We start from the raw sequence: 23512 nt of genomic DNA, 5'->3' as shown, positions 1-23512 counted from the left end.
ATGTCCAAACGTTTAACGAAGGCGACGGCCCTCTCCACAGTAGCGATGAGCCTTTCCGCAGGCACACGTCCGCCTGCGTCATCCTCATCGGCGCCGAAGATTGAAGTTGGCGAGGTGCAGGTCAATTCTGACATCAAGCTGCGTCATATGGTCTATCTGCCTGCGCATCCCAAGGGCACGGTACTGTTCCTGCACGGTTTTCCGGAGACGATGTATGCGTGGAAGCCGATTGCCGAATCCCTATCCAGCGACTACGCGGTGCATGCGTTTGACTGGCCGGGCTACGGACAGTCCTCGCGTCCTGAGGCCGATCGCTTCTCCTATGCGCCGAAGGATTATGCCCATGTCCTGGAAGACTATATCCGGACGTCTGGCATCGACAGTTCGAGGCTGGTGATCTATGCCACCGATATCGGGGCACTACCGGCGCTGTTGGCAGCTTTGGAGCAACCGAATATCGCCCGGGAGATCATCGTTGGCGACTTTGCCCCGTTCAACCGCCCACAGTACATGTACGAAAGCCTGCAGGGCCTGAAGTCCAAGCCGTCGTCTGACGCCGTGCATGCAGCCATGAACAAGAACCGTGACGAAATCCTGGCAAACACATTCTTCCGAGGCATGCCGGCGGAGGAGCATTACGGGTTGTCCCAGGAGTTCAGGGACGATATGGCGAAAGGTTGGGGCAGTGAGTTCACGTCGGCAGACGCCTTCTACCACTACTATTCCTATTTCACCCGCGACCAGGACTACTTCGAAGCCAATATGGCAAAGCTGAAGGTCCCCGTAAAAGTGGTGTGGGGCGAGCGGGATATCTACATCAACAAGGAAATGGGCGTTGAGTACGCGAACCGGAACGGTGTGAAGCTTACGATTCTCCGTAACGTCGGCCATTATCCGCATTTGCAAGCGCCTAAACAGACGGTGGACGACGTTCGGGCCGCGTTTAGCGCGGGCGGCACTCCCGAGAGGGACTGAGCCAGTGCGCCGGCGTTGGCTGTCGCAAAACCCGATGGCTGCTCCACTTCGGAAGCCGGCATCGGGATTGCGCTAGAACGAACGGCGAAAGAGGGTCGGTTATGCCGAACATCGCAAGATTCAAAGCCAACGCGACGCGCAACGTCTTCCGTTCCTTGTCCGTCTGCGCCCGCGCCCCGCTGCACGCACACCCCATGTAGATCCTCCTCCATCACCGTACAAACTCTGATCGTAGCGCAAGAAGTCGCTGACCCTCGCACGCATGCCGGACGGCATCTGGTCACTGTCCGGCCGGTTTCGGTCGGTTGGGTCTGGCAGGCGGTTGACCGCTTACAGGTCTGTTGCGACCTCCACAAGTCGCTTCGCGATTGACGTTAGTGTATCGGCCTTGTAGTCGTACAGCACCTGTCCGTATGGCAATGTCAGATCGGCAATGAAGTGAACTGCGCCGATGACACGCTTTACGGGCAAGTCGGCCACTGGCGCATTGACGTGTGGCAGCAGAGCGAGCCGCGCCGGACCCGACCAGGCCCCTTTGACCTCGATATCGGTCAGCTTGTAGCCGACTAGCTGGGCAATCGCCGGTACGCCATCGACGCCTGGTACGATCTTCAGATTGACCTGTGTCGTCCGCATCTTGTCGATGATCGAATCGGACGAACACGCCCGCCTGCCTTCGACGTCGTAAAGCAGGTGTTGATGTTTGTAGCCCATGGTGCCGACCGCAACCTGGATGCTGCCGTATTCGAGTGTCCCTGTCAGCGTATCCTGGACGACGGCGAGTTTCGGCCTACCGTGCTTCTTCGGGAAACCCCAGATTTCGCGTCCGCCCGCGATCGGTGGTTCGTCGTCGAGGTACATCTGCGCCGTAAAGTTAACGTGTTCGCCCTCCAGTTTCGCTGGGATCACGATGCCGGATTCCGTATAGTCACCGAATCCTGCTGAATCAGGCATCCGGATGAACTCATAGAACGCAGTGTTGCTCCCGTCCGGTTGCAGCGGCTCCGGCAACGCATCGCGTATCGCATCCGCATCGGTCTCATACGTAATGATCAGGTACTCGCGATCGATGAACCGATAGGGTCCTCGAGGGTACGACGGCGATGCGGCGGGCATCGAAGGCAGACCCATAATAGCTTCTAGTTTCATGACTGGCTCCGTTTGGGGCATATACCGCAGTGGGATGACAGAGACTATGTGTCAGGTACGGACGCCGACGCCTGGCATCGCTTCGGGCGCTCGCCCGACTGGCGGGGCGACGTCCATCCCGGCAACACCATCACCAATGGAATGCACTTGCGTGCGAGGTGAAGCCGCAGGTGTATCGCGATGTGCGCCGTCCGCTTCATTCGAACGCGTAAAGCGCAAATGCGTGATGTCGGTCGAGAAGAACATGCTCCAGGTCCATTCGACGAAAATCCGCAGCTTGCGCCCAAGCGTCGGTATGCGCGAAAGATAGAAGGCGCGCCATAGCAGCCAGGCCGGCAGCCCTGCCACGGATATGCCATAGATCTGCGCGACGCCCTTCATGTGCCCGATTGTGGCCATCATCCCCCTTGCGACAAACGAGAACGCGCGTGTGTCGCGTCCGGCGAGCTGGCGCAGCAGGTTGTTCGCGAGTTGTCGAGCCTGCGCGACCGCATATTGGGCCGTCGGCGGGGATGGTTGGCCCGTTGCCGCGTTGCACACCAGCGCGCAATCGCCCATGGCCCAGACACAGGGCATACCGCGCACGCTCATGTCGGCCTCGGTTTCGATGCGCCCGCGCTGGGTGGGTAAGGGCAGGCGTACGCCGAGCCGTTCGACGAGCGGATTGGGTTTCGTTCCGATCGTGCAGATCACTGTCGATGCAGCAATGAACTCGCCGCCCTCCAGCGTGATGCCGTCCGCGTCGACTCGGGCAGCGCGCGTCTCAAGACGGACGTCGATACCACGGTCGGTCATTGCCTGGGCAGCCATGCGCCCGAGTGCTTCGGGCAATTCGAGTAGCAGACGGTTCGCGTCCTGCAAGAGGGTAACCGCCAGTTCGTCGTCGTGCACGAGCTCGTAGTAGTGCTTCACGCTGTGAATATAGTCAGCCAGCTCTCCTGCTACCTCGACACCGGAAAACCCGCCGCCGACGACGACAAAGTGACCGAGGCGGCGCCGGAGCGCCGGATCTGCTTCGAGTTCGATGCATGCCAGCCGGCGCAGCACCTGGTTGCGGATGAACATCGCATCTCCGACGAGTTTGAGCGGCATTGCGTGCTCTGACATGCCAGGTACCAGGGAGAGATTCGCGCGGGTACCGAATGCGAAGATCAGATGCTCGAACGCAATCTTGCGTGGACCCGCCAGCGTGGTGGCATGAATCTCGCGCCGTTCATAGTCGACGTCATAAACGGTCGCCATGATGAACCGGGATTGCCTGAGTATCTGACGAATGGGGACGATGACCTGCTCGGGAAACACTGAGGCACCCACGACCTCGGCGAGCATCGGATTGAAAGTGGAGTAGCTCTCGTCACTCACGAGCACCACGCGGTATGGCGCAGGCAACGCCTTCTCCAGCGCTTGCGCGAGCGTCGTGCCGGCAAAGCCGCCGCCGACGATCACGATGTTCTTTTCGGCATCCATATATCGACTCCTTGTGTACGCCCGGCAACCGGAGTGGCTTGCGGGTCCGTCATCCAGTGTGTGAGACGAAGCTCACGCACGCATCGTCCAGAGATCAATTTTTTGTCACAGCCCGCAGACGATGACGAGGCCGAGCCGATCGGACACACCCGCGACGAGCCGCGCGGGCGTGACCGGCTTCGTGCCTGCGTAGCCTTGCGCCAGGGCTTGTGCGTACGTCGTCTCTGCAGCTAGGGCACGCGTGCTTTCCACCTTGTTATGCTTTTCGAGCTTGGCGGCGAGATTCACCGTGTCGCCGATAACGGTGTATTCGAGGCGCCTCATGTCGCCGACGATACCGAACAGCACTGGACCGCTCGCAATACCTGCGCCGACATCCGGGGCCGGTCGGTTCGACGCCGCGCGCGCTTGGCGCCATCGGGCGATGGCGGCCATGACCTCATCGACTGCAGTGAGCGCATGGGCCGCATGACGTTCATCGGGCGCCACCGCGCCAAAGCTGGCGAGAATGCCGTCACCGAGGAACTTGTCGATACTGCCGTGGTGCGACCGGATGATTGGCACGACGAGACGCTGATATTCGCGCAGCAACTCGATCAATGCGGCCGGGGATAGCGCGCGGGATGCGGCAGTGAAGCCGCGCATGTCGAAGAATACGATGGTGGCGTCGCGCACGTCCGCCTGTGTCGGCATGTCTGCCAGGTCCGAGCGGGTGATTCGATGGACCACCGGGTCGTCGAAAAACATCGAAAGATCGGTGACGGCCTGCTGTCCCGACAGCGCCTTGATGACGAAACTGCGGGCGCGTCCGAGCGCGAGGGAAAGCACCCCGGTCGTCGCAACGATGGCCAGCACCTTGTCGAACTCGCCGCCGTAGTGGATCTGTGTCGAGCGCAGCGATGTCACATAGTCCCATGTTACCGGGTTGCCCGTACCGTGCGATAACGCATAGCCGAGGAGCAGCAGCCATCCCACAGCGGCAGTGAGTCCGGACAGCAGGACCCATACCGGCTCGAAACGCAGCGCACGCAACGCGATCAGGATGAACACATACGCGAATTCGGTGCACTTCAGATAGAACGGCGCAGGTTGCTCATATTGCAGGTGATATGCCCAGATGACCGACAGCAACAACGCCATCTCGATCACCACCGTGGCGCCCACCATCCATCGCGCGAGCTGGCCGGTCACCGCAAGATAGAGCCGCACTAGGGTTGTGACGGCGAAGATCGTGAGTCCGAGTGGCACCGCGCGAATCGGTGCGTCCGGCGAAAAACCGGGCGGCGTGATCGCATAGAGAATGGCGAGCAGCACCGCGACCAGCAACTGGACTGCGGTGACGATAAGCTCGCTGCGATGTTGCTCGCGTTCAAGCTCGCGCTGTACGCGCGGCGGCCAGTTCGTGATCGTCCCGCGGCCGTTCAGCATCGATAACGCCCTCTGGGTCATGCTCGACACGGTGGCCCTCGCTGTCAGGGCACGGGGTTAATGGTGCCGCCGACAATCTTTGCGCACGTGCCTGCCGGCAGCAGCCATTCGTCGCTGGCCGCGTCGCGTGGCGCGCGTCCAGCGCATGCGTGCTTCGCCGTTCCGCAGTCGTTCTTGCCCGCGCGCACTATCCCGAAACAGCGTTCGCGATTGAACTTGAATGGAGCCACGGTATGCTCGGTCAGGTGCGTATTGCGGTCGATCGATAGCGCGATCGCGCTGATCGCGCCAATGACCACGAACGCGTTGCTAATGCGATGGTTCATACGGCCTCCGGCAACATCCGTCGACGCTACAGGAACTCCTTGCGAATATCGACGCTCGAGCGTGCGCCGAGCGCCTCGTAGTTTTCTTGCAACCACGCTTCGGCTCGGGCGCGGCCCGCATCGCGCAGGTAACAGAGAAACGTCCAGTCCGCATTGAACTTGCTGGAGACGCCAAGAGCTGTCATGGTTTCGTCGGAACGGATCGAGTGAATCAGCATCTCCTTCATGTTGGCGGGATCGACCTTGCCGCCGCGAATCAACGACGTCACGAAGGCGATCGCGCGCAGTTCGCGCATCAGCGACGAGTTGAAGCTCACTTCGTTGATGCGGTTCATGATTTCCGCGGCGGTCTTAGGTACGCCCCGCCGTACGATCGGGTTGATATGCACGATGACGACATCTCGCGTGCCACAGTGGTAGATAAGCGGAAAGATGGCGGGATTGCCCATGTAGCCGCCGTCCCAGTAATGCTCGCCATCGATCTCCACGGCCTGGAAGAGGAACGGCAGGCAAGCCGACGCAAGCACCGCCTGCGCGGTCACTTCGTTACCTGAGAACACGCGTACCTTACCGCTCTCAACATTGGTTGCGCAGAGATACAGATGAATTGGACACGCGGCGCGAAGCGCCTCAAAGTTCACGTGACGCTCGAGCGCGTCGCGCAGTGGATTGATGTTCAGCGGATTGAACTGATACGGCGAGAACACTCGTAGCATCAGGTCGGTCATGAGGTACAGCGGCGAGTACTCGAGCGTATCGCCATTTTGCAGCAGCGTTTCCCACGGCAGCTTGCGAAAAGGGCTGGTGTACTGCGCCGCGTGGGCAATGTCGCGCCAGAAGTCGTAGAGCGCTGTGCGCGCGCGGGCCGGGCCGCCGAGCTGGAGGCCATAGGCGAGCACGGCGGCGTTCATCGCGCCCGCACTGGTGGCGCTGACCCCTTCGATCGCAATCCTGCCATCTTCGAGGAGCCGGTCGATTACGCCCCAGGCAAAGGCGCCATGCGCGCCACCGCCCTGCAACGCAAGCGTGATCGGTTTCGTGCCGGCGCGCGCCGATTCTGCGATTTTCGTCCGATTCATGAAGGACCTCTCAGTGCTGCGTCCAGCCGCCATCGACCGCGAGCGCTGTCGCGGTGATCGATGCGGCGGCGTCGGTGCTCAGAAATACGAACTTGGACGCGCTGCCGTTATCTGCGTGTATTGCCGTGTCCAAGCCAGTGGGAGATCAGATAGTCGAGCGAGAGCTTGCCGGGACCATGTAACAGCGTGACGAGCAGAAACAGACCCCAATACTGGTGATCCTTCAAGCCGACCGCACTGAGGTCCGGATATGAAATCACCGCGACGATGTTGAAGATGAATAGCCCGAACGCCGCGTAACGGCTGCCGAGGCCCAGGATGAGAAAGACTGGAAAGCCGACCTCCGCGGCCGTGCCCATCCATGCAGCCAAAGTGGGCGGGAGCAGCGGCACCGAATACTCGCCGTGAAAAAGCGCAAGCGTGGTCGACCAGCTCGCGAGCTTCGTCAGCCCCGACTGGACGAAGACAAGGCCGATCAAAATGCGAATGCCGAGGTCGAGCGCGGGCGTGACGAATGCGAATACCCGCAGGGCCACACGGTGCAGTCCGAGTGCCTTTTGGAGGGGACCGGATGGCGGCAAGGCTTGTGTCGTCGAGAGTTGCGATGAGGGCTTCATGAACAAGCCTCCGTTCGTCGATTGAACAAAAAGGAAGGTGAGCGCCGCATGACGACGCGGCGCCTGCGTGCCGCGAGCGTCAGCCGGCCTTGCCGCCGTGCCTTGCGAATTCGGAAAGCTGCAGGTGTCCGCCGGCGATCTTGCTGCAAGTTCCTTTCGGAACCAGGACCCACGCTTCCGCGTCGCGATCCACCTTCACCGTGGCCGCACAGGAGTTAGTGCTGGTCCCGCAGTCGTTCTTGCCCGCCTTTGCGATACCTGCGCATTTTTCGGTGTCGCCGGCGGCGATAGCATGCGTGCTGGCCGCCCCGATGCCCAGCGCGAGCAGGCTCGCGATCGCGCCTTGAATGATTCGTTCGCTCTTCATGATGTTTCCTCCAGAGTGGTCGTGAGGACAGGCGCAATTGCCTGTCACCCGGAGGAAGTGTGCGCAACGCGGCTCACGGGTCTGTTGCCCAATGATCAAATTTCTGTCACGGCGCACGGCACAAGGGGACTGCGTCGCTGCAAGCGCTAGACACGCGCGCATCGCGAAGTAGAATGGTTGAAGGCAAAGCGTACGTTGTACTAACCGCACGACGCAGCGTAGACGCCTGGCGGTCGAATGAAGGTGGGAGCCATGTCAAGGAATGTGCTGGTAATCGAAGACGACAACGATATAGCGCAGCTGGTCCGCATGCAGCTGGCCGGGCTTGCATGCGAGACCACTGTGGTGAACGACGGCAGAGCGGGTCTGGCTGAGTCCCTCGCGCGGCCTTACGACCTGGTGGTGCTCGATTTGATGCTTCCCGGCATCGATGGTCTCGAGATCTGCAAGCGCCTGCGTGCTGAACGCCGCTATACTCCGATCCTCATGCTGACCGCGCGCTCGACCGAGCTCGACCGTGTGCTGGGGCTCGAGCTAGGGGCGGACGACTACCTCGCCAAGCCGTTCAGCGTCCTCGAGTTCGTTGCGCGCGTGAAGGCGATCTTCCGCCTCGTCGATATGCTTGCAAGCCCGGATTCGAGCGAGCACGCGCTGATCGAATCGAAGGACCTGAAGATCGACGTCGAGAAGCGGGTGGTGACCGTGCGTGGCGCATCGGTGGAGCTGACTGCCAAGGAGTTTCAGCTTTTGGTGCATTTCGCGCGCAACCCCGGGCGTGTCTATACGCGCGGGCAGTTACTCGACCAAGTGTGGGGATACAGTCATAGCGGTTATGAGCACACCGTGAACTCGCACATCAACCGCCTGCGAGCGAAGATCGAGATCGACCCGAACTCGCCCGAATACATCCAGACAGTATGGGGCGTCGGATATAAGTTCTGCAATGCATCAGGCAGCTGACAGGCGTATGTTCGCCACCCTCTACAGCCGTCTTGCCGCTGCGCTAATGACGGTTTTTATCGCGATCGGCGCGATCATGATCCTCGCGTCGCAACGCATGCTCGAGACACAGCGTCTGTTCGAGCTCGCGACTGACCTCATCGTGGGTACGGTGCTGTTCAGCTTGATCGCTGCTCTCGTCGTGTTCCGCTTTCTGACGATCCGCCTGCGCAGGCTCGCTGCTGCCATCGAAGCGTTTCGCGCCAGCGGTTTTGCCACGCCGGCGCGGATCGAACAGGCGGGCGGGTCCGACGACGAGATCGGGCAGCTCGTTGCTGCGTTTCAGGAAATGTCGGAACGAATTGCCATGCAGCTCGCGCAACTCTCGCGTGTGGACCATGAGCGTCGCGAGCTGCTTGCCAACGTGTCGCATGATCTGAGGACGCCACTCGCGTCGATGCAGGGCTACCTCGAGACCATGCTGATCAAGGCGAATGGGCTCTCGCCCGAAGACCGGATGCGTTACCTCCAGATTGCGGTGAAGCAGTGCGAACGACTTGGCCGACTGGTGCGAGACCTGTTCGATTTGACCAAGCTTGAAGCCAACGAGGTCAGGCCTAAGGTCGAAGCGTTTCCGCTTGGCGAGCTCGCCCAGGACGTGGTGCAGAAACTGGCACTGAGCGCGCAAAGGCGTGGCCAGATGCTGAGCGCGGATGTCAGTACTGAGTGCCCGATTCGCGCCGACATCGGCATGATGGAGCGCGTCCTCGAAAACCTGATCGAGAATGCAATGCGGTATACGCCGGAGGGCGGGAAGATCAATGTCAGCGTGCGAGCCGCCGGCGAGCGGGTGGCAATGCAGGTTACCGACAGCGGGCGGGGAATCCATCCGGAGGACCTTGGCAGCGTTTTCGATCGCTACTATCGCGCCAATCGCGGACAATCCGGCGACACCGGCAACGCCGGTCTCGGCCTCGCCATCGCGCGGCGCATTGTGGAGTTGCACGGGGGGCAAATCCGTGTCGAGAGCACGCTGGGCCAAGGGACGACGTTTACCGTCGAACTGTCGGCAGCCTCGGCGGATCAGCCGGCTGGCTAGTGCTGCCCGGCGCCGAACGCGCCGCTGGATCCCAGCGCTGTCAGCTTCATGGCGATACGCGCCCGTGAGCCGTGCGGCGCCGACTTTCCATTTCGCTCGCACCAGGACCAACAGAAAAGTCCACGAGCGTGGCATCGACGATACGGCGCTGGATGAATTCGCCGAGGTGGAAATCGTGATCCGCCTGCAGCGCGAACCCGTACGCGTCGTCCACGCCGGCGCCGTCGAACAGGGCCTGAAGCATCGCGAACTCTCCACGCTCAAGGGGCTCGACTTCAACTGCGAGGCCCGGGCGCCGGATGAGCAGAAGCTCGCCTCCCGCCTGCGCATCGACGGTTTCGTCTATGCCGAGATCCGGCTGGTTGACTTGCCAGATCTTCAGAACGGGGAAGTCCGAGGCGAGCAGACGGCATGCGGGATGAAGACGAAACCTCAACATCGAGCAGTCCGTTTCGGTCAGGATCGCCAACTGGGACAGCGACAGCGGCGAATGATCCGCGGCGTGGAAAACCTCATGCATGCACCATTCGAGCGCGGCGGTGTCGGGCAGGTAACCGAGCGCCGACGAGGGAGGGAAGCTCGCCAGAAAAGCCGGAAATGAGGCCCCGAAGCACTGTATGTCCCCCCTCGGTGACGGCGTGTCATGAATGTACCGGCTCGCGGCGTGAGCAAAAAAGCGCTCGCCGACCAGGCGTTCAACCACCGGATAGACCGCCCGCAGCGCTTCGAGGAAATTGCGATACACGTTGTTGTAATAGACCGCGAGCCGTTCGCCGCTGTCGGTGCCGACGATAAGGCCCTCGGCCCGTGACGGGTCCTGCTCAAATATCGCGGCAGCAAATGCGGCCTGGATGTCATAGAGGGAAGGCATCGCAATTCTCCAGGATCGCCGTCGCTTTGCCGGCTTCTTTCATCAGCACGTCGAAGGCCGGAATGTCAGTGTCCCACTCGATCAACGTTGCGATGGGGCCAAGACGTTCGATCGTGTAGCGATAGAGCGACCATACGGGCTCGGCAACGCGTGTGCCGTGCGTGTCGATCAACAATGTGCCCGCACGGTGGTGGCCGGCCAAATGGATCTCCGTCACGGCCCCAGCGGGCAGCCCGTCGATGTAGGCGAACGGATCGACGCCGTGATTCGAGCTGTTCACATACAGGTTATTGACATCCAGCAGGATGCCGCATCCGGTGCGCCTGGCGACGAGCGAGACGAACTCGCTTTCCGGCATCGTCGAATGCCGGAACTCGACATACGTCGAAATGTTCTCGATCAGGATCTGCCTGCGCAAACGTTCCTGCACCTCGTCGATGTGGTCGCATACGACGGCGAGCGCTTCTTCGGTGAAAGGCAACGGCAGCAGATCGTTCAGAAACCGCTGCTGAACGCGTCCCCAGCTCAGGTGTTCGGAGATGAGACCCGGCTCGATCTGACGCACGAGATTGTCGAGGCGCCGCAGATGCGCCTGGTCCAGGGTCCCGGTCGAACCCAGGCAAAGCCCGACGCCGTGCAGGCTCAGCGGGTAGGCGTGGCGAACGCGCTCGAGGTAATAGAGCGGTTGCCCGCCCGCGCCGAAGTAGTTTTCGCTATGCACTTCAAACCATGCGATGGCCGGGCGTTCGGTCAGTATCCGCTGATAGTGTACGGTGCGTAATCCGACGCCCGCCGCTGCGGGAACGGACTGAGGCGACATACAGCGGGAAGGTGGAGCATGCATGGAGAAACTCGACGGGTGGCTGATGAGCGTCAGTTTCGCGCCGAGAAATCACGAAGCCGTCACGATTGCATGAACTGTTTGTCCCCGCGTACGGCGTCCAGCGCGGACGGCTGGTGCAGCGCGGGATGATGGCGTATCGTCGAAGGACTGAATCTATTCGACACGCTCACGTAGCGTGGGGGGCACTCCGTATGAGCCTCAAATCGAAGCTGGTTCTGCCGGCCGCCGCGGGTGGCCTACTGCTGCTCGCATGGCTGGCTGTCGGATGGGTGCCTGGCGTCCCTGCGGGATACGCGCGTATCGGGTTGCTCGCCGATGTCGCGACCGGTCTTGCGCTGGTGCTTGCGGCGGTCAGTGTGACGATCGATATTTTCTTGCGGCAACCGCTTCGCAACATTCTGCAGACGTATCGTTCACGGGCGGACCACGGCGAGCTCGATACCGAGAAGGATGAGATTGACGCCGTGCGAAAAGCGCTCGAGCGCGCGAGCGGCACGGTCGACGCGCTCGGCGAGGCGGTTCAGATTGCCAACGACAAAAGCAGCGAACTGGAAGCCGCGCTGCAGTACAGCGAGGAGCGCTACGTGCTGGCCATGCGGATTTCAGACGACGGCGCATGGGAATGGAACCTGCAAACTGGTCAGTTCATACTGTCGCCACGCTGGAAATGCATGCTCGGTTACACCGAGGATGACTTCCCCGATTCACTTCAGGCCTGGCGGGAGCATGTCCATCCGCTCGACCTCGCAGCCGTGGACGCGACGTTGAATTGCCGGCTGGAATCGCACGTCACCCAGTTCGAGCAACAGTTCAGGCTTCTGCATCAGGATGGGCGGTACCGGTGGGTAAGTTCGCTGGGCACGATTATCCGTCATGCCAACGGCAAGGCGTTGCGCATCGTCGCGCTGGATACGGATATCACGCGCGTCAAGCAAATCGAAAGCGTGTTGCACCACATTGTCGAGGGCACTTCAGGCACAGGCGGGGAAGCATTCTTTCGAGCGATGGTGCGCAATTTTGCCGCTGCGCTGGAAGTCCCTTGCGCTTTCGTCACCGAGTGCATAGGTTGGCCCCCAAAGCGCGTCCAGACACTTGCATACTGGCGGCGCGGCGACTTCGTAGACAACATCGAGTTCGAACTGGCCGGCACGCCTTGTGAGGCGATCTTCGATGAGGGTCGTCCTGTTTTTTATTCATCGCGCGTTCGCGAGTTGTTCCCGCGCGAAAAGGACTATGAGAGCTATTACGGTATCCCGATATTCGGCAGCCGAGGCCACATCATTGGGCATATGGCGTTCTTCAACGACGAGGTAATGAGACAGGAGGACGTTCTGACCGACGCCGTGTATCAGATATTCACGGCACGCGCGGCTGCTGAAATCGAGCGCAAGGCTGCGCTCGATCGTCTAACGCGCTTCGACGCAGCCGAGATCGCATCTCCAATGCGTGAAAGCGAGAAGACGCCAGCGACTCCACCCGTGACCAATATGTGATCTTTCATTGATGTGCGCGTGAAGTCCGCTCACGAGAATGGCTTCCAGAGGTCCAGGCTGGAGAATAAGCGCCGCGCGAGAATCGCGGGCAGTCGCTCCAGTGCTGCACCTCGAAGCGATTCGACCGCCAGCATGGGGTCGCACTTTCTCGATGGAGCAGACATGAAAACCGTTCGCAAAGCAGTTCTCTGCGCTTTGGTACCTTTGATGTGTGCGGTAGGTACGGCACACGCGCAGGGTGGTGGTATCGGACACAACGGAAGCTACGGGCCGTGGTGGGATACCCCAGTTACGATGTCGATGGACAAACTGACGCCGCAGCAGAGAGACCAGGTGATCCAGATCAAGAGCAAGATGATGCAGACCGCGATGGAGCACGAGCAGGCGATGGAAAAATCGGACAACGACTTCATGCAATCCATGATGGAGATGCAAAAGCAGCTACTCGAGCTGTTTCGAGGGCATTGATGTCAGCGGGCCTGCTCCGCCGGCAATGCGGGTGACCGTATGGTAATGCGGCAACAGGCCATGCCGAAATCTTCCTCGTCGTCGCGCTCCCTGAGAACTTTGGGGGGCGCGACGGCGATGTTCGCTTATTCTGCGTTTGCCGCACGCGTCGGCGCGGCGACCTGGTTGCCTGGACCAACTACCTGGCCGATGCGGGGACGCGGCCGCCAAGGGCTGGCCAGTTCTCATTCGGCGGAAACACATACCAGTCATCATCAATGATCGGCTTCGGGTTCGGCCAGTAGGGGACGGTCGACAGGACTGCTTCGATCTCCTTCTCGCTATCAAAGGGATCAGCGCGACTGCAGCTTGAACCCTGCGCCGCCGATACCTGCCAGGTCCACCGCCGAAATGCGATTGCGTCCCTGCTCCTTGGCCTGATAGAGCTGCGCATCTGTCAGATTGATGAACGCAGTGACGTCAATACCTTCGTTCGGCGCAACGGTGCCCACTCCGAAGCTCGCTGTGACTCGCTGACCGTGCGGCGAGCGCAGATGGGCGATGGCCTCATCCGCAATCAGATTGCGGCAACGCTCCGCGACGCGCACGGCCTCGTCGGCATCGGTTTCCGCGAGCACGAGCACGAATTCCTCGCCGCCATAGCGGCCCAGGAACGCGTTTGGACCAGCAGCTTCGCCGAGCACGCGAGCAATGCGCTTGAGACATTCGTCGCCCTGCACGTGACCGTAATAGTCGTTGTAGGACTTGAAGAAATCGATGTCGATCATGACGAGCGAAAGCGGCTTGCCTGATGCCGCTGCGCTCGCCCATTCGCGCGCGATGACCATATCGAACATGCGGCGGTTGCCGACGCCCGTCAAACTGTCAGACAGCGACAGGCGTTCCAGTTCGCGCTGGAGCTCCGCGAGCCGTTGCTCCGTGCGCTTGCGTTCGCTGATGTCGAACATGAAGCCGATCAGTGCCTCAACGTCGCCGTTTTCTTTGCGCACGACGTGGACAACGTCGCGAATCCAAACGTAGCCGCCGTCGGCCGTAAGTGCGCGATAGTCAGCTTCGTGATCGGTGCCCGCCTGCGACTGCGCGACGCAAAAATTCACCACGGACTCTCGGTCGTCCGGATGCATGCGCGCGGCCCAGTCCTCGACCGTTTTCCAGGTGGACGGCGCGTAGCCGAGCAGGGCCTCGATCTGCGGGCCGATATAGGCGAACTGCATCGTCGCCCAGTCGATTTTCCAGGGGATCGCCCGGGTGGATTCGAGCAGCGCGCGATAAACGGCCGGGTTGTCCTCCCCGGGCAGGCGCCCAGGCGGTACAAGGCTGTCCTCGTGGCGCAGGAATGCGGCCTGAAGTGGGCTGCCGGCCAAATCTTTGTTTTCGTGGCTCATCATGATCGTCCAATAACGCGTAAGTGCGTTATCGGCCGGTAGCAGCGGCGCCTTGAATGCGGCACGGAAGATCGGTCGCCAAAACCTGATACTGCGCGGCTTGCTGACCATAGGATCGACGAGTTCGTTGCACAGCGTCCACACCCTGGGTCGCGTGCTGCCCCTTGCGTCCGGCGGCCACGAACCGCCGTTCGGCCGCCGGTTCGTTGGGACGGTCAAACGGCAGCTGTGCCTTGGCGAGCGGTCAAAGTCCCCATCATTTTTTATCCTTGACCGCCTTTGTTCGTCGGACGGGCGCAGGCGCCCCATGGACTTTACGCTGTGAAGCGCGATGTCGTTCACCGTGATTCATTGCGCTTTGAGATAGCCAACGTAGTAGATGCCGATCACGGCCCCATTGGAGTCGCGAATGGGTTCATAGCCCGTTATATAGGGCTTCCCCAAGATGTTGGCCTCACCATAGTAGGCACGACCGCCGCGAATCGCCGCGATGGCCTTTCCATTCGGATCAAGGACAGTGCCGATTGCCCTTGAGCCATCATCTTTCTGCACGTTCGTTGCCACACGAACGTAGTCATCGCCGCTCTTTACAAACAACGTGGCAGTCCCGCCCATCTCCTTCTTAACCTCGTCGACTACCGCGAAGTTGTTGTTCATTTTCGTCGTACCGAAGTACAACGCCGGAACCTGCTTACCGGCAACAGCGTCCTCTCCTTTGATCCCCGGTGGCCCCAACTTGGCTGTTTTATCCTTCAGCAGAGCCATAGCTTGCTTCACGTTCTCCGGTGTCTGTGCACGGCTCATGGTTTGGGGAACAAGTGACATTGCAATTGCATACGCCGCTAGCGCCAAAAAGCGCCCGATGAAGCCCACGTTTCTTGGCATCATGTCGGTCTCCAATCCGTGTTGCCGATGGGGTGGGGCGGCAGCGTCCCCCGGACGATGGAGCGACTACTCCGATATCCTGTTTGAGTATAGCGAGTGCATTACGCGGCACTAACGAATTTATTTCAAAATCATTTCAGTAGGCGACCCAATATTCCCGGCTTCCCTCGCGCACCGTGAGAACAATGTGGCGTGCAGCTTCGCCGAGCACGCGTGCAATGCGCTTAAGACATTCGTCGCCCTGCAGGTAACCGTAATAGTCGTTGCACGATTTGAAGAAATCGATGTCGATCATGACGAGCGAAAGCGGCTTGCCGGATGCCGCCGCGCTCGCCCATTCGCGCGCCTCGGTGAGGTGGGAGAAGCCTCAGCGTTTTTAGTCCAGATAGCGCGCAGATCGGCGTCGGATCGCCGGCGCTGCTGGTTGGCGGTTACGCACTAATACGAGTACTTTCCCCATCAAGTGCAGTGCGGATCGCCAGATCCGCTCAGTCCGGCTCCACGACGTCGCACTCCTCGACTTCTGGCGCCGTTACGACGCGGTTGCGTCCTGTCGCCTTCGCCATATAAAGCGCCGCGTCGGCCCGCGCCAGGACGCCCTCCAGCGTATCACCCGACGTAACGCATTCAACCCCCGCGCTAAACGTGCAGCGCAGACCTTGATTGGGCGATCGTTCGACCGCAAGGCGCAGGTCATTCGTCAACCCCGCTGCGTCAGCCTTTCCCGCGTTGACGAACACAATCGCGAACTCCTCCCCGCCCAGCCGCCCAAAAAGGTCGCACGACCGCAGTCGCGTGGACACAGCCGATGTCACGTGCCTAAGGATTCGATCGCCGGCGGCATGGCCAAAGCCGTCGTTGACAGCTTTGAACTTATCGATGTCTAGAATGGCGATCGACAGCGGCTTGCCCGATACCAGCGCTTCGCGAAGCAAGATGTTCGCCCTCGCCATGAACGCGCGCCGCATGAGTGCGCCCGTCAGCTCATCGATACTCGCGAGCTGTTCCATCCTTCGGGTGAGCTGATCGTGCGCGAGCATCACCATGCCGGTCGACATACACGGCAACGTGACAATCGCAAGGCCGAGAAACAGAACGTTCCAGGGGGAGGGTTGCAGAAATGCCATCTGCGGCATGCCGAAGGCCACCGCGGCGGCTCGCGTGGCGTGGAATAAAGCGCCTAGATAAGCGGCCGCGGCGACGAATCGATAGGGGTAGCGCGCGCCGTCAGGCGGCGCGTGAAGCAGAGCCAAGGTACCTACAGCGATCCGTGCATAGGTGAGGAAGATGGATATGAGCGTGACTCTTGCATCGATGTTCGGAGACACGTACGTAAAGTACACCAACGCAAGGGAGACGATGACGAACGCCGCCGACTCTTCGTGGCGCGCGGAACCCTTACCAAAAAACTGACGCATACCCTGCACGAGCAACAGCACCGCCATCAACGTAATGAGCGAAGCGCCGATCATCACGAACTGTCCTGACTGAGCGCCCGCGATCAACACCCACGACGATGCAGCGGCCAATAGCGCGTGAGCCACGCACCAGCGGCCGATACCCGGCACCGCAGTCCGAAGCAGCGAACCAAGGATGGCCACGCTCATCAGGCAAGAGACAATCACGATACCTAGCAGAGCGAGGGGGCTGAGCATGAGACAGAGTAGGCGAAAGAAAGAAGACCGAAGCAGGATAAACGAGACCGCATCCTAGTCTAGGAATGAAAGAAAAACGAAATCTAATCAAGGCTCTCGCATCGCTGCGGCGGCCAGCGGTTATCTTATCTCGTGCGCGTGTCGGGAAAATGCGCGGCGAACCGCGCCGGCGTTGCCATCGCTGCTGTGGTGATATTCACGTAATGGCTCATCCGCGTTTGCGCAGCGGCTCCAGCAAGCCCCTTAGGCCGTTATGGTCCATTTCGTGCATCAGCGCGAGCAGCCGGCCCAACTCGCCCCGCGGGAACCCTTCGCGAGCCAGCCAATTCAGGTAATGCCCGGGCAGGTCGGCGATGATTCGGCCTTTATATTTGCCGAATGGCATACTGAGGGTGACAAGGCGTTCGAGGTCGGGGATTTGCATAGCGGTATTGTGCACGGCTTTCTTACGTGGGCGGCACTCGATCACAAAAAGGAGCCGTTCGGCGTCCAGCCCTGAATCGTCGACAATCTGCGGCCGGTAACAGCAGGTCCGTTGCTTGATGTCCAACCTGGGAGTCTCCCTACGATGCCAATGGCTGAATCGAAAACAATCAGTGTATCGATCCAACGAAGCCAGCAAGCCGTGTACGACTTTACGTCGCGACCTGCCTCGTTCGCACAATGGGCCTCGGGCCTCGGAAAGCTTGTCGGCAACGATGGCCCCGTATGGCGATTCGAAGGGGAGAGTGGCCCGGTGAAGATTCGCTTCACCGAACCCAATGGATACGGTGTGCTCGATCACTACGTCGAACTGCCCGATGGCACCGAGATCTATGTACCAATGCGCGTGATTTCGAATGGCAGCACGGGCGCCGAAGTGCAATTCACGCTTTTCCGCGTCCCAGGGATGACTGACGAAAAGTTTGCCGCCGACGGGGAATGGGTCATGCGCGACTTGATGAGACTTAAGGAATTGCTCGAAGCCGAGTGATCCCGTAGTTCGGGCTCGATCACGTTGCTCTTACCTGAGCGGGTACGAGACCCATCCTTATATCAAACCTCACGGCACCACCTGCGCAGACACCCGCCTCGACGAGATTGCCGACGCCGTCGAAATCACGAGATCCGCAAAGCGCTTCTCGTCCCGGGTCGCGTCCCACCTCGGCCGAGCGACGGCGATGTTGACCGCCCCGATCGCGCGGCCATGGGCATTGACGATCGCGGCGGCGGTCGAAATGTCGCTGATGAAGTATTCGTCCTCCGCATGCGCATAGCCTTGTTTGCGAATCTGCACGATGCGCTTTTTGATCCGCTGCGGTTCGTATACCGTCGACGAGGTATAGGCGATGAGACGCGAGCGGGAAAGGATGTCCTCTATTTCGCCGTCACTGAACGTTGCGAGCATCGCAAGGCCCGGCGCCGTGCAGTACGCCGGCAACCGGGAGCCCGTGATCACATGCGCGTTGAACACGTTGCGGCTCACGATGCGCAGGACAAAGACGATATCCGTATCGTCGAGCACGGTCAGATTGGTGGCTTCCTCCGTTTCCGCGCCGAGTTGCTGCAAATACGGCGTCGCGCGGCTGACGAGCTCGTTCGACGTCAGATAGTGATAGGTGAAATCGAGCAACTTCGGCGAGAGCTCATACTTGCGGCTATCGGGATCCTTGCGCAGGTAGCCGAGCACGGCGAGCGTGTACGTGAAGCGCTGCGTGGCGCTCATATCGAAGCCAGTCAACGCGGCGATTTCGGACAACGAGAGTTGCCGCTTACTGCCGTCGAATGCGGTCAATACGGACATTGCCTTCTCGACGGACTGCACGAAGAGCGGCGATGAGTTGGGATCAGCGACAACCTGCGCCGGCTGTCCCTTCGCTGCCTTCTTTCTTGATGTGTCTTTAGTGGAAGCGGTAGCCACGTTCGTCCTGAAAAGCGTGAAATACGCACATTATCGCAATCTATAAAACGATCAATCTATCCGACGCGTCGTTGCGACCATGAGCCTGTTCTTCCCCTTAGCGGCAAAAGCTCGGCCCCCAGCGCTATTTGAGTGTTCCGGAATCCCAGACGTCGCGCAGATCGCGCGAGAGCATGTGTTTCCTCACTCGCTCGCTCGGTGTCATATCGAACTGCGCGATGGCGCGGTAGTAGCGCGGCAACTGATAGCTCGCGAGCTGCTTGCGGGCCCATGCATGGAGAGACGGCCAGTCGACCGGTTCGTCCTTGAACTGGACGTTGAGCAGAATGTCCTGTTCTCCGATCGGTGACGGCACGCCGATCGCGGCGCTTGCGCGGATTGCCGGGTGCGACGCGAAGATGCGTTCGATCTCCCAAGCGGACACGTTTTCGCCGCGCACCCGCATGCTATCGGTACGGCGCCCCACGAAAAACAAATCGCCTTCGGCATCGCGCCGCGCCCAATCTCCTGTATGCAGCCGGCCTTCTCGCAAAGCGGCGCGCGTGGCTTCCTCGTTGTCGAGGTAGCAGGGCAGCAAAGCCCCTTCGACGCGGCTCGTCAACACGATTTCGCCCGGCTCACCTGGCGCTACGGGCTTGCCGTGCTCGTCGAGCAGGTCGACGTCGAGCCACGGCAAAGGTCGGCCGATCGAACCGGGCTTGTCCGTGCGGTTGAGTGTCGCGAAGCTCGAGCATTCCGTCATTCCATAGCACTCGCGCAGTCGCACGTGCAGCCGCTCTTCGATGGCGCGCCAGTTCGTTGCACCAATGCCGGCGCCCCAGGCAACACGCAGCGTATGGTTGCGCGGCTGCGCCTCCTCGGGCAACTGCATCAGAATGTCGAGCACACCGCCGAGGTAATGCAAGTGGGTTGCGCGCGCACGCGCGACGTCGTCCCAGAACCGCGATGCCGAAAAGCGGGGCACCACGTGAAGCTCGATGTCTTCGAGAAAAGGTAGCAGCAATATCTGCGCGCCGCCGATGTGACACAACGGCTCCCACAGCAGCAGGCGGTCGCCGCCGCGCACGTCGGCGACCTGTAGCACGGCCTCGCCGGCAATGCGCATCATCCTGTGTGTGAATACGACGCCCTTCGGTGCACCGGTCGTTCCCGACGTATAGATGATGCATAGCGTGTGCTCGGGCTCGAGGTTGGGTGCATCGAGCGTAATGTCTTCCTCCGACGCGTGGAACGAAGGCAGCCGTTCGCGGCGTATGCCGCGGAGGCCTGCCGCATCGACGGCGCCGGCGAATTCCTCGTCCGCGACGAGTAACGCCGGCCTCGAATGCTCGATCAGATAGGCGAGCCCGGCACCGCGGAGTCGTGTGTTGACCGGGACCCACACGATCCCGCTGACGATCAATGCATAGATGAGATGGATATGATCGACGTGATTGCCGCACATCACTGCAACGTGATCGCCCGTTTGCAGGCCCATGTCGTAAAGCCAGCGACGAAGCTGCGCAATGCGCTGAACGGTCTCGCTGCGGCTGACCGGCACGCCTTCGATGAAAAGACGCGGGCCAGCTTGCGCGTTGATGAGGCTTCTCGCGATCAGCGGCGCGCAGTCGAGCTTGTCTTCGGGATGACGTTGTGGGAACCAGTCGGGGTAGGCGTGCATGAGATTTGTAACGGCTAGTCGATGTCGTTCAGCGCGGCTCGCGCTTCAGGAATGACGAAATCCAGACGATCAGCGCGATCAGCGCGACGAGCGTCGTCGAGACGGCGGCGAGCGTCGGCGTGACGGCGAGCTGGATGTCGTCCCACATCTGCTTGGGCAATGTCGTGTTGATGCCGCCGCTCACGAAAATCGCGATGGTCAGATCGTCGAAAGAGACCAGGAATGCAAACAGCAGGGCCGCGGTCACGCTCGGTGCAATGAGCGGGATGAGAATCGTTGCCACTCGCTGTGGCGCCGATGCCCCCATGATGCGTGCCGCATCGTCGAGGCGCCAGTCGAACTGCCGGAGGCCGGCCGCCAGCGTTACCACGACGTAGGGAATGGCAAGCACTGTGTGTCCCACGATCAGACCCGCGTTCGTGCCCGTCAATCCGAGACGCGCAAGCAGGTAGAGGAGTCCGATCGCGATCACGATGCGCGGCACGATCAACGGAGCGACGAGCAACGCGAAGAGCGGCTTGCTCGCGCGCTGCCGCATTCTGGTCAGGGCCAGCGTCGCACCGAAGCCGAGCGCGAGGGAGAGCACCGCGGTGCCGATTCCGACCTCGAACGAACGCAAGACCGCGCTGCGCCAGACGGGGGACGCCGCAAATGTCGAGAACCAGCGCAAGCTGAAAAGCCGCGGCGGAAAGGCGATGTAGTCTGCCCGCGTGAATGCATAGGGGATGACCGACAGCACGGGTGCGACGAGAGCCGCCAGCACGACGAGCGTGTACGCGTGCAGCGCGCCGAAGCGCGGCGCTCGTATGCCGGATGCTTTACCTCGCTTTCGCTTCGGAATCAGCCGCCCAAGCGTGAACAGCGCACCGAATGCCCAGCTGCGCATGAGCGAGCCGCGAGCGCGCTCGGTGATTTCGCCTGTCAAAGACGAAAGACCGACGATACGGTCATACGCGATGAAAATCACGATCGAGCACAGCAGCAGTACAGTCGAGAGCGCGCCGGCGAATCGCATGTCGAACGTTTCGAGCACGGATGAGATCACGAGCTGCGCGATCATCGTCTGTGCCGGGGTGCCGAGCAACGCGGGCACGATAAAGAAGCCGAGGCTGGTGATGAACACGAGCAATCCCGCGGCCGCGACGCCGGGAGCCGACAACGGCACGAACACCGTCAGGAAGCTCACGCTGCGATCGGCGCCGAGCGTCTCGGCCGCCTGTGCGTAACGTGTATCGATGCCGCGCATGACGGGCAGCATCGTCATGACCGCGAGCGGCAGCATCGCATGCACCATACCGATCAACACGCCCGTCAGCGAAGGAACCGCGACGCCGGGATGCGAGCCGAGCCCGATCGAGTGGCCGAGGGTGGCGACGACGCCCGTCCGCGAGAGCAGGAGCATCCATGCGTAAGTCTTCACGAGATAGCTGGTCCAGAACGGAAGCATGATCCAGAGCAACCATCGTTCGCGCGAGCGTCCAGGCATTCGGCTCAGCAGATACGCGACCGGATAGCCGAGGATCACCGATAGTGCCGCCGTCGTCAGGGCGATCGAGAATGTCGTCCAGAGGACCTTCGCGTAGACCGGCGTTTGCGCGATGCGCCCGAACTGCGCGAGTCCGAATCGGCCATTCGCATCGAAGAGTCCGCCCTGCAGAATCTCACCTACCGGCACGAGAAAAAAGACCGCGAGAAACACGAGCGCTGGGACGATCGGCCAGAAGCGCAACGCACGCGCGACTAGCGACCGGCGGGGACGTTCCTGCCCGCTCATGCGGGACGCGTAGGAGAGCGTGGTCATTTCTCGAGCCTACGCATCGAGCAGCGTCGTACGCTGCGGATCCCACAGTAATCCGACGCGCTCGCCGATGCGCGGCTTCTCGTTGCGCGCGCATCGGACGTTGAAGAGGGAGCCGTCGCTCATCGTCAATTGGACGCGCGTATCGCTGCCGAAGAACACAATGTCGGAGATGACACCGGCCGAGAACCCGGCATCGGGGTCGACGAGCCGTATTGTCTCCGGCCGAACGAGCAGACAACCGCGCGCGCCGGCCATCGCCGCGCACGCATCGTGCGGCAGCGGCGCACGGCCGCCGGCTGCAAGCCGCAGCGCCGCGGACGGTGCGGCTGTGCCGGTGTCGGCCTCGGCCTCGAAAGTTCCATCGAGCAGGTTCGAGTGACCGATGAAACCGGCAACGAAACGCGTCGCGGGTCGATCGTAGAGATCGGCCGGCGTTCCGACCTGCTCGACGCGCGCCTGGTTCATGAGGCAGATCCTGTCCGACAACGTAAGCGCTTCGTCCTGATCGTGCGTGACGTAGATGAACGTCGCCCCCAGTTCCTGGTGCAGCCGCCGTATCTCGCCTTGCATGTGCTCCCGCAGTTTCTTGTCGAGCGCTCCGAGCGGCTCGTCGAGCAAGATGACGGACGGGCGATAGGCGAAGCAACGCGCGAGCGCGACGCGCTGTTGCTGACCGCCCGACAGTTCCCGCGGATAACGCCTCGCATACTCGTTCATGCGAACCATCGTCAGGGCCGCGTCGACAGCGAGGCGCAGGTCGCGCCGCGCCGTACGGCGCATTCTGAGGCCGTAAGCGACGTTGTCCCAGACCGTCATGTGCGGAAAGAGCGCATAGCTCTGAAAGACCAGACCGATGTCTCGCTTGCCCGGCACGACGTAAGTGACGTCGCGGCCGTCGATCTCGATGCGCCCTTCGGTCGGTTCAACCAGCCCGCTGATCATTTGCAGCATCGTGGTCTTGCCCGAGCCGGACGGGCCTAGCAGCGTGAGAAACTCGCCGGCCTGCACGCTGAGCTCTGTCGGCTCTAACGCTGTCGTGTCGCCGTAGCGCTTTGCGATACCGATCGTCTGAACCTTCGCGATCATCCTCGACTCCTTCGCGCC

The 23512-nt window shown here is 61.1% G+C and carries 23 protein-coding genes and 1 pseudogene; 6 read left to right on the top strand and 18 right to left on the bottom strand.

What is annotated here, in order from left to right; genetic code table 11:
• Entirely contained in the window at nt 1–975 is a 975-nt protein-coding gene (locus C9I57_RS25925; protein WP_107153449.1) for an alpha/beta fold hydrolase, read from the top strand.
• Nucleotides 976–1305: 330 nt separating this feature from the next.
• Here the strand turns inward: C9I57_RS25925 and C9I57_RS25915 are convergent, their stop codons facing one another.
• From C9I57_RS25915 to C9I57_RS25885, 7 genes are all read right to left on the bottom strand, one after another.
• Nucleotides 1306–2124, bottom strand: coding sequence for an acetoacetate decarboxylase (locus C9I57_RS25915; RefSeq protein WP_107153447.1), 819 nt, complete (start codon nt 2122–2124; stop codon nt 1306–1308).
• 51 nt (nt 2125–2175) lie between these two features.
• Complete coding sequence (locus tag C9I57_RS25910) at nt 2176–3591, bottom strand: NAD(P)/FAD-dependent oxidoreductase (RefSeq protein ID WP_107153446.1); 1416 nt, start codon at nt 3589–3591, stop codon at nt 2176–2178.
• A 105-nt stretch (nt 3592–3696) separates the two neighbouring features.
• The gene (locus tag C9I57_RS25905; RefSeq protein ID WP_107153445.1) at nt 3697–5040 is read right to left on the bottom strand and encodes an adenylate/guanylate cyclase domain-containing protein; all 1344 of its coding nucleotides are present in this window, start codon (nt 5038–5040) and stop codon (nt 3697–3699) included.
• A gap of 23 nt (nt 5041–5063) precedes the next feature.
• A complete protein-coding gene (gene bufA1 / locus C9I57_RS25900) occupies nt 5064–5345 on the bottom strand; it encodes a BufA1 family periplasmic bufferin-type metallophore (protein WP_107153444.1) in 282 nt (93 codons plus the stop codon).
• A gap of 26 nt (nt 5346–5371) precedes the next feature.
• Nucleotides 5372–6424 carry a patatin-like phospholipase family protein gene (locus C9I57_RS25895; protein WP_107153443.1) on the bottom strand — a complete coding sequence of 351 codons (1053 nt, stop codon included), beginning with the start codon at nt 6422–6424 and terminating at the stop codon, nt 5372–5374.
• Between the two features lie 107 nt (nt 6425–6531).
• Nucleotides 6532–7041, bottom strand: a complete 510-nt coding sequence (locus C9I57_RS25890) for a DoxX family protein (protein ID WP_107153442.1) — start codon at nt 7039–7041, stop codon at nt 6532–6534.
• Between the two features lie 79 nt (nt 7042–7120).
• Nucleotides 7121–7408 (bottom strand): BufA1 family periplasmic bufferin-type metallophore, encoded by a 288-nt coding sequence (locus tag C9I57_RS25885; RefSeq protein ID WP_107153441.1) that lies wholly within the window; start codon nt 7406–7408, stop codon nt 7121–7123.
• A 252-nt stretch (nt 7409–7660) separates the two neighbouring features.
• Here C9I57_RS25885 and C9I57_RS25880 point away from each other — a divergent pair, with 252 nt between their 5' ends.
• Together C9I57_RS25880 and C9I57_RS25875 are read left to right on the top strand one after the other, a co-directional pair.
• Nucleotides 7661–8368 (top strand): response regulator transcription factor, encoded by a 708-nt coding sequence (locus tag C9I57_RS25880; RefSeq protein WP_107153440.1) that lies wholly within the window; start codon nt 7661–7663, stop codon nt 8366–8368.
• A 7-nt stretch (nt 8369–8375) separates the two neighbouring features.
• On the top strand, nt 8376–9446 hold the full coding sequence (locus tag C9I57_RS25875; RefSeq protein ID WP_107153439.1) for a sensor histidine kinase: 1071 nt from the start codon (nt 8376–8378) through the stop codon (nt 9444–9446).
• Nucleotides 9447–9492: 46 nt separating this feature from the next.
• On the opposite strand, the gene C9I57_RS25870 is transcribed toward C9I57_RS25875, so the two are convergent.
• Nucleotides 9493–10317: an HvfC/BufC N-terminal domain-containing protein gene (locus C9I57_RS25870; RefSeq protein ID WP_107153438.1), complete on the bottom strand. Its 825-nt coding sequence runs from the start codon at nt 10315–10317 to the stop codon at nt 9493–9495.
• Entirely contained in the window at nt 10301–11161 is an 861-nt protein-coding gene (bufB, locus tag C9I57_RS25865) for an MNIO family bufferin maturase (protein WP_107153437.1), read from the bottom strand. The genes C9I57_RS25870 and bufB overlap by 17 nt, the downstream gene beginning before the upstream one ends.
• A gap of 305 nt (nt 11162–11466) precedes the next feature.
• Here bufB and C9I57_RS25860 point away from each other — a divergent pair, with 305 nt between their 5' ends.
• Together C9I57_RS25860 and C9I57_RS25855 are read left to right on the top strand one after the other, a co-directional pair.
• Entirely contained in the window at nt 11467–12654 is a 1188-nt protein-coding gene (locus C9I57_RS25860) for a PAS domain-containing protein (RefSeq protein WP_258187819.1), read from the top strand.
• A gap of 162 nt (nt 12655–12816) precedes the next feature.
• Complete coding sequence (locus tag C9I57_RS25855; protein ID WP_146166264.1) at nt 12817–13122, top strand: hypothetical protein; 306 nt, start codon at nt 12817–12819, stop codon at nt 13120–13122.
• Nucleotides 13123–13454: 332 nt separating this feature from the next.
• Here the strand turns inward: C9I57_RS25855 and C9I57_RS25850 are convergent, their stop codons facing one another.
• The 5 genes and pseudogenes from C9I57_RS25850 to C9I57_RS25830 form a co-directional block, all read right to left on the bottom strand.
• On the bottom strand, nt 13455–14507 hold the full coding sequence (locus C9I57_RS25850) for a sensor domain-containing diguanylate cyclase (RefSeq protein WP_107153482.1): 1053 nt from the start codon (nt 14505–14507) through the stop codon (nt 13455–13457).
• Between the two features lie 348 nt (nt 14508–14855).
• A complete protein-coding gene (locus C9I57_RS25845; protein WP_258187818.1) occupies nt 14856–15395 on the bottom strand; it encodes a Cache 3/Cache 2 fusion domain-containing protein in 540 nt (179 codons plus the stop codon).
• Nucleotides 15396–15528: 133 nt separating this feature from the next.
• Nucleotides 15529–15723 (bottom strand): annotated as a pseudogene (locus C9I57_RS25840) (diguanylate cyclase); the annotation flags it as partial.
• Between the two features lie 157 nt (nt 15724–15880).
• Nucleotides 15881–17047, bottom strand: a complete 1167-nt coding sequence (locus C9I57_RS25835) for a GGDEF domain-containing protein (RefSeq protein ID WP_107153434.1) — start codon at nt 17045–17047, stop codon at nt 15881–15883.
• Between the two features lie 208 nt (nt 17048–17255).
• Entirely contained in the window at nt 17256–17471 is a 216-nt protein-coding gene (locus C9I57_RS25830) for a DUF3820 family protein (protein ID WP_107153480.1), read from the bottom strand.
• A 150-nt stretch (nt 17472–17621) separates the two neighbouring features.
• Between C9I57_RS25830 and C9I57_RS25825 the strand changes: the two genes are divergently transcribed.
• Complete coding sequence (locus C9I57_RS25825) at nt 17622–18020, top strand: polyketide cyclase (RefSeq protein ID WP_107153433.1); 399 nt, start codon at nt 17622–17624, stop codon at nt 18018–18020.
• 69 nt (nt 18021–18089) lie between these two features.
• Here C9I57_RS25825 and C9I57_RS25820 read toward each other — a convergent pair whose 3' ends face one another.
• The 4 genes from C9I57_RS25820 to C9I57_RS25805 all read right to left on the bottom strand — a co-directional run bounded on the left by C9I57_RS25820 (nt 18090) and on the right by C9I57_RS25805 (nt 23494).
• The gene (locus tag C9I57_RS25820; RefSeq protein WP_107153432.1) at nt 18090–18947 is read right to left on the bottom strand and encodes an IclR family transcriptional regulator; all 858 of its coding nucleotides are present in this window, start codon (nt 18945–18947) and stop codon (nt 18090–18092) included.
• Between the two features lie 124 nt (nt 18948–19071).
• Complete coding sequence (locus tag C9I57_RS25815) at nt 19072–20607, bottom strand: AMP-binding protein (RefSeq protein ID WP_107153431.1); 1536 nt, start codon at nt 20605–20607, stop codon at nt 19072–19074.
• 28 nt (nt 20608–20635) lie between these two features.
• On the bottom strand, nt 20636–22408 hold the full coding sequence (locus C9I57_RS25810; protein WP_107153430.1) for an ABC transporter permease subunit: 1773 nt from the start codon (nt 22406–22408) through the stop codon (nt 20636–20638).
• A 9-nt stretch (nt 22409–22417) separates the two neighbouring features.
• Nucleotides 22418–23494 (bottom strand): ABC transporter ATP-binding protein, encoded by a 1077-nt coding sequence (locus C9I57_RS25805; RefSeq protein ID WP_107153429.1) that lies wholly within the window; start codon nt 23492–23494, stop codon nt 22418–22420.
• Nucleotides 23495–23512: the final 18 nt, after the last annotated feature.

Origin of the sequence: Trinickia symbiotica (assembly GCF_003028655.1) — a bacterium.
Taxonomy (GTDB): domain Bacteria; phylum Pseudomonadota; class Gammaproteobacteria; order Burkholderiales; family Burkholderiaceae; genus Trinickia; species Trinickia symbiotica_A.
Note: the sequence above shows the minus strand (reverse complement) of the source record. Positions and strands in the feature narration are given on the sequence as shown.

What these genes read in the sequence shown, in the direction of transcription:
- bufA1 (WP_107153444.1), bottom strand. Translation starts at nt 5,345, where the DNA reads ATGAACCATCGCATTAGCAACGCGTTCGTGGTCATTGGCGCGATCAGC.
- bufB (WP_107153437.1), bottom strand. Translation starts at nt 11,161, where the DNA reads ATGCATGCTCCACCTTCCCGCTGTATGTCGCCTCAGTCCGTTCCCGCA.
- C9I57_RS25895 (WP_107153443.1), bottom strand. Translation starts at nt 6,424, where the DNA reads ATGAATCGGACGAAAATCGCAGAATCGGCGCGCGCCGGCACGAAACCG.
- C9I57_RS25815 (WP_107153431.1), bottom strand. Translation starts at nt 20,607, where the DNA reads ATGCACGCCTACCCCGACTGGTTCCCACAACGTCATCCCGAAGACAAG.
- C9I57_RS25825 (WP_107153433.1), top strand. Translation starts at nt 17,622, where the DNA reads ATGGCTGAATCGAAAACAATCAGTGTATCGATCCAACGAAGCCAGCAA.
- C9I57_RS25890 (WP_107153442.1), bottom strand. Translation starts at nt 7,041, where the DNA reads ATGAAGCCCTCATCGCAACTCTCGACGACACAAGCCTTGCCGCCATCC.
- C9I57_RS25910 (WP_107153446.1), bottom strand. Translation starts at nt 3,591, where the DNA reads ATGGATGCCGAAAAGAACATCGTGATCGTCGGCGGCGGCTTTGCCGGC.
- C9I57_RS25810 (WP_107153430.1), bottom strand. Translation starts at nt 22,408, where the DNA reads ATGACCACGCTCTCCTACGCGTCCCGCATGAGCGGGCAGGAACGTCCC.
- C9I57_RS25850 (WP_107153482.1), bottom strand. Translation starts at nt 14,507, where the DNA reads ATGAGCCACGAAAACAAAGATTTGGCCGGCAGCCCACTTCAGGCCGCA.
- C9I57_RS25885 (WP_107153441.1), bottom strand. Translation starts at nt 7,408, where the DNA reads ATGAAGAGCGAACGAATCATTCAAGGCGCGATCGCGAGCCTGCTCGCG.
- C9I57_RS25880 (WP_107153440.1), top strand. Translation starts at nt 7,661, where the DNA reads ATGTCAAGGAATGTGCTGGTAATCGAAGACGACAACGATATAGCGCAG.
- C9I57_RS25805 (WP_107153429.1), bottom strand. Translation starts at nt 23,494, where the DNA reads ATGATCGCGAAGGTTCAGACGATCGGTATCGCAAAGCGCTACGGCGAC.
- C9I57_RS25905 (WP_107153445.1), bottom strand. Translation starts at nt 5,040, where the DNA reads ATGACCCAGAGGGCGTTATCGATGCTGAACGGCCGCGGGACGATCACG.
- C9I57_RS25870 (WP_107153438.1), bottom strand. Translation starts at nt 10,317, where the DNA reads ATGCCTTCCCTCTATGACATCCAGGCCGCATTTGCTGCCGCGATATTT.
- C9I57_RS25835 (WP_107153434.1), bottom strand. Translation starts at nt 17,047, where the DNA reads ATGCTCAGCCCCCTCGCTCTGCTAGGTATCGTGATTGTCTCTTGCCTG.
- C9I57_RS25875 (WP_107153439.1), top strand. Translation starts at nt 8,376, where the DNA reads ATGTTCGCCACCCTCTACAGCCGTCTTGCCGCTGCGCTAATGACGGTT.
- C9I57_RS25925 (WP_107153449.1), top strand. Translation starts at nt 1, where the DNA reads ATGTCCAAACGTTTAACGAAGGCGACGGCCCTCTCCACAGTAGCGATG.
- C9I57_RS25855 (WP_146166264.1), top strand. Translation starts at nt 12,817, where the DNA reads ATGAAAACCGTTCGCAAAGCAGTTCTCTGCGCTTTGGTACCTTTGATG.
- C9I57_RS25830 (WP_107153480.1), bottom strand. Translation starts at nt 17,471, where the DNA reads ATGCAAATCCCCGACCTCGAACGCCTTGTCACCCTCAGTATGCCATTC.
- C9I57_RS25915 (WP_107153447.1), bottom strand. Translation starts at nt 2,124, where the DNA reads ATGAAACTAGAAGCTATTATGGGTCTGCCTTCGATGCCCGCCGCATCG.
- C9I57_RS25845 (WP_258187818.1), bottom strand. Translation starts at nt 15,395, where the DNA reads ATGATGCCAAGAAACGTGGGCTTCATCGGGCGCTTTTTGGCGCTAGCG.